Source organism: Bradyrhizobium sp. ARR65, assembly GCF_000472385.1.
Classification (GTDB): Bacteria; Pseudomonadota; Alphaproteobacteria; order Rhizobiales; family Xanthobacteraceae; genus Bradyrhizobium.
In genome coordinates this window covers 1-5,054 of record NZ_AWZU01000110.1, presented here as the reverse complement: position 1 = coordinate 5,054, position 5,054 = coordinate 1, and the positions used below count along the sequence as shown (strand labels likewise).

5 protein-coding genes are annotated in these 5,054 nt (G+C 58.3%); all 5 read right to left on the bottom strand.

Translation table 11 applies throughout. The features are described from left to right. Positions 1–264: transposase (locus tag F758_RS0142545; RefSeq protein WP_198026718.1), on the bottom strand; the 264-nt coding region annotated here is incomplete at its 3' end. Positions 265–690: 426 nt separating this feature from the next. Beyond that, entirely contained in the window at positions 691–1,371 is a 681-nt protein-coding gene (locus tag F758_RS0142540; protein WP_024513448.1) for an HAD family hydrolase, read from the bottom strand. A gap of 21 nt (positions 1,372–1,392) precedes the next feature. Continuing rightward, positions 1,393–2,970 (bottom strand): amidophosphoribosyltransferase, encoded by a 1,578-nt coding sequence (locus F758_RS0142535; RefSeq protein ID WP_245286783.1) that lies wholly within the window; start codon positions 2,968–2,970, stop codon positions 1,393–1,395. Between the two features lie 879 nt (positions 2,971–3,849). Next, positions 3,850–4,621 (bottom strand): IS5 family transposase gene (locus F758_RS49150; protein ID WP_245286782.1). Its coding sequence is split into 2 segments (ribosomal slippage): positions 3,850–3,981 and positions 3,983–4,621, totalling 771 coding nucleotides; the frame shifts between segments, so codons are not numbered across the junction. 119 nt (positions 4,622–4,740) lie between these two features. Further along, the gene (locus F758_RS0142520; protein ID WP_502689143.1) at positions 4,741–4,971 is read right to left on the bottom strand and encodes a hypothetical protein; all 231 of its coding nucleotides are present in this window, start codon (positions 4,969–4,971) and stop codon (positions 4,741–4,743) included. Between the last annotated feature and the right edge of the window lie 83 nt (positions 4,972–5,054).

Genomic DNA, 5,054 nt, shown 5'->3' with positions numbered 1-5,054 from the left:
TTCGGATTCCAACGGTGTCGCGTCCCAGACACCGTCGGCAATGAAATGGTGCAACTGATCGTAGTTGCCGGTTGCAAGGCGTTCTGCCATCGGCTGAACGCTCTTGCGATCGCCAGGGCCGATCAGTCCCGCAACGTACAAGGGGCACATCCGCTGCCGGGTCTTATGACCCAGTCGGTCCAGAAACGGCTTCAGCCAGCGTTCGAGTTCGTCTTCCCACTCCGCCATGGTCAGCCCTCCGAGAGCCGACCACCCATGAATCATTGAAAAATTGATTCGGGAATCCTAAAAAACGCGCGAAAAGCGACAATCTGCCAAAGTAGTGTTAGCGAACCGACCCAAATCCCAGGCTCGCCATGTCAAGGTCGTTGTGGCCGAGGATGGGGCTGTGGCGTCGGAGGCGGATTCATCACAGAGTGCGACGACACATTCGACCGAGCGTCGATCGAGCTCACCGGCGGGCGGCGCGTTATGGTCGATGCGAGCGTCGAGCTTGAGGCCCTTCGCCGGATCATCGAGGCTCTGGATCCGCGATGACTCCGATCCCCACGGGACTTCGGGTGTGGCTGGCGACAGCAGACTGGGCAATCATGCGGAGCGCACGATTGTGCAGAGTCCGCGCGGAATGCTGCGATCGCCGCGGTCTTGGGAAACTTCCAATTAACCGTTTGGTCGCCATGTTCGCACGATCTACGCGGCAAGCAAAAATCCGTGCTTTTGAAGTATTGGCAACAATTCATGGTGGTTGCGAACGGTGTAGTCCGGCCCGGCCGCCTCCAAACGCTCATCGGAGACGAAGCCGCCCGTAATGGAAATGCTTATAAGTCCAAGGTCGCGCGCGATTTTCGTTTCGACCGGCATGTCGCCGATGATGAAGGTGGACTCCGGCCTTAGATTGTGTTGCTGCATGTACAGACGCAGCCGCTCTCCCTTGCTTGTGGACTTGTACTGAGTGGAGCGACTTTCAAAGGCAATAACTTCGTCGAAGTACTCATCTATACGAAGCCTCCGCAGCTGAGCGCGAAGGGGCGCGACGATATGGTTGCTCACGATGATGGACGGTACGGCTTCTTGGCGAGCGAGCTCTAATATTCTGCGCGCACCCTCGCGCAGATCTGCTTTGTTTGCAAGCTCTTCATAGGCATCATGAAAAATCGCACCCTCATCGCGGTCCACGAGCGCGACTTCAGCTTCCGACATTCCGAGATTTCTGTAAAAAACAGACAGCGGAACGTCGCAATGATCTCGCAACGTGCCGATATCGATCCTGGCGCGTCCGCACTGATCCAGGATGGCGTTCGTCGTTTGCAGTAGCGCGTAGGCATCGTCGAGCAACGTGCCATTCCAATCAAAGACGAGAGTGGGCTTCATGAATTGACCTCAAGCAAGACATCATTCCGAATGGCCAACACGGCTCATCAAGTCCGATAAGTTCCTATCCGCGCGCTGTTGTCCCGCTGGTGTCGGCATCTCGAATGTAAACGGTGACAAGTCGACGCCCTCGCCCCCCCGTGGCAGCAACTTCACGAGAGCTGAAAACGGCAGGTGAGTTACTGATGATGCGTTGATCGCCGCCGCAATGTTCTTTTCGATGGTTCCGAGCGCTTGCGGCTTCATGTTGTGAAACCGAAGGCATTGCTTGCGTTGTCCGGGTGGCAGTCGTTTCCATATCTGCCAGAACGCCAGCTCTTCTATCGTATCTATCTGCATACCGTAATAGTTCGGAGCAACTATTGGCGGGGAGCCGATTGCCCAATGCACAGCTTTCGCTCGGCCGGCAAGCAGCATTTCCGTGACAGCCCGGCTCGTATCACCGCGAATGAGAGCTTCGTCGGCAATTACTATCGTCCTTCCCGTAACGTTGTCTCCAGCCACCCGATATTTCCGAGCGATGAGAGATTTTCGCTCACTGACAGCATCCAGAAGAGTCCGCTGAGAAGACTGCGTAGCAATAATCTCCAGCCGATCCGCCAAGACGCCGCCCTTGACCAGAGATGCAAATAGACCGTCAGCATATGGGCCGCCGGTGTGCGGCATCGAACACACGATAATGGGACCGGAGCCGGATTGTGATGATAGCCGGCGCGCAATGATCTGACCGAGGGCGACTCCAATATTGTAACGCGTTTCGAGATGAGAACGGCCGTGGACCGATGTCTCTGGACTGCCCAGGTAGAGCGCTTCGTAAGCGCACAGCTTGGCGCCTTCCGGGGCGCCATTCAAACGAAGATCAACGCAACGGCCCATTTTGCCGTCAACGTATTTGATATGACCAGGCAAGATTTGCTCTATCTTTCCCTTCAGCCCTCCAAATGCGCAGTTTTCGGATGCGAGAAGTAGGAATCCGTCATCGGTCCGCATGAATTCCAGAGGTCGCAAGCCACATCGGTTGCGAAAACCGACCAAGTTTCCTTCACCATCCATCAAAAGCGCACTGATAGCTCCGTCAATGCGACTATCAATTTCGCGAAACACATCGCCATAATCAACCGGTCGACTATGCCGCCAGTACCTCGTTTCGCATGCGTGTTCGATCAGCCTGAGCAAGAGCTCTGCATCCGTATCGCCTGAGAAGCCATCGCCATGGGAAAGCAGTTCTTCCCTGAGTTCGCCCGAATTGACCAAAGCTCCATCTACAGCGATTGTGAGATAGCGTGAGGCGACTCTATGATTCTGAAAGGGCTGATTGTTACGCTTCTCGTTCTCTCTAGGCGATCGGCCGTGGACATGCGCGATTGCGACATGAGGCTTAAACTCCAGGTCCGGTTCATCGTAGTCAATGGTCGACAATTGGCATGGTGACCGAGACGATCTTGCATATCGGACACCTTTATTGTGCATGAAGCCGACCACACCAAAACCCGCCTGTCCGCGAAGTGCAAGTTTTGGAAGCATGTGCTTGAGCCGATCCAGAACTGTTTCCTTTGAATTGCTAGAAGGCAATAAAAACGCGCCAGCGACACCCGACATCCTATTCGCCTTCAGCACCAAACGACTTCCAGAGGCCTCACGTCGCGGACGACTGTCCGTCGATTGTGGAGCGATTGGTGATTAAGCAAGGCTCGTACCAGCGCCTAAACTGGTCGGACTAGATTGCATCAGGCCGACAGATATCGAGGCACACGGTATTCAATCGAGCTGAAATGGTCCGGGCTGTCGGAATCGCGACACGCTGTCCGAAGCCCGACCGAGCTCACATCAACATCGAATGCAAATGATCATCATTCGCTGCGGCTGCCCTCGCCTCTTGGAATGAAGCGTCTGGTGTGAGGGTCGGGAACCCGCGTGGCGCTTCGAACGCCCTCCCCCATCACCGGCGTCGTCGCCCCGCCCGCCGCAAGCGAGTTCATGGTCACGGGCATGGGAGAGACGCAGCATCAGATTAACTATCACGGCCGCGTGCCTAAACTCATCAAGCCGAATTCCGACTGCTACTACTGCAAGGGAATTCGCGGTAAGCCGCGGGACGTCGATGCCCGAGCGCTTCCTGCGCATCCCGCATCTTCGTGAAAGGCGGCAGAATGAGACGCGCTGAATCGGCGCCCCCGGAGCGCAGCAGCGACTCTGGGCAGGGCGCCAGCGCTTGCGGAGATCAACCGCTTTGCCCGCTTTCGCCAGCAACTGAAGCCAGGCGTTTTGGAGGAAAGCCGCTGTCGTCCCAGGCCAGCGAAACGCCCGTGAACCTGTGAGACGTGCAGCTCAACACCACGTCCGGTTCTTGAAAATACCGTGTTGCCCGAAGCGGGCTAGTGATCGAGTCCGCGTTCGTCGCCTCAATCGGACGAGCTGCTATCTCCCTGCACTCGATAATCTGAGCACTGTTCTCGAACGGCGCGGCGTTAGCCGCCGTCAGCGCACTACAAACGCCTTGGCAATCGGCAGCGTCCGCCTTCTGGGCAGTAGACTCGTAAGCGCGAGCCACAGCCGGATTGAAGCGAACTGGACCATGGCGAGGAAGTTGGTGGCGAGCTTGTCGAATCGGGGTGGCGACGCGGCGGAGGTGCTTCAGCTTTGAGAAGAACCGCTCGATGAGGCTGCGCTCGCGGTAGAGCCGTTTGCTAAAGCAGGGTTTCCAGCGCGGGTTGCTCTTCGGCGGGATGTTAGGAGTGGCGTCTTGATCCTGGATCAGTTCGCGGATGCGGTCGGCGTCGTCGGCCAGCAGCGTGTCGGCGATCTGCCCGTCATGCGTTTGCCCGGCGGTCAGGCCGAGCCGGATTGGGAGCCCCCGCGCATCGACGACGACATGGATCTTGGTCGTGAGCCCGCCGCGCGATCGCCCGAGACAGTGATCTGCACTCCCCCTTTTTGCCGTCGCGGACTGCTGGTGGGCGCGAACGGAAGTGCTGTCGATCATCTGGATGTCGCCGTCGTGCGCGGCGGTGATGGCGTCCATCAGCCGGTCCCACACGCTCGCCTTTCGCCATCGCGCGAAGCGGTTGTAGCAGGTCGTGCGCGGACCAAAGCGCTCGGGCAGGTCGCGCCATGGTGCGCCCGAACGCAGCACCCAGAAGATGCCGTTCAGCACCCGCCGGTCGTCCGCTCGCGGCACACCTCTCGGCTTGTTGCGCAGGAGCGGCTCGATCACGCGCCACTCGAAGTCGGTTAGATCATATCGGCGCATGCCGCGCGTGAATCAGAGTTCAGTACAAGCTGGAAGCCAAACCTCCAATTGGTAGACGCCCCTAAGGAACTTTTCGCAACTACTCAATCAGGCGCTGGGCCTCTCGGATGAAGCGAGCACTACAATCCCGGTGATCTCGCCGCCCAAGCCTTGGTGGCCTGGCAGCTTTCCATCGCTCGGGCGTAGGCAGGGCGTGCCGTNGTGCGGGCGAGATAGTCCCGCTCGGTAGAACCGGGGACGTAGTTGCCAGTTCGCAGGCCGAGCAGGAGGGCGTAGCTCACCGAGATATCGGCAGCAGTGAAGCGGTCGCCGGCGAGATAGGGGCAATCCGCGAGGCGGCGGATAACCAACCCCAGCCGGCTCTCGACAGTCTCGAGCGCCCAGCAGGCAACCCGGGCATCTCGCTCCGGGCGACCAAGCGAACCTGAGCCGT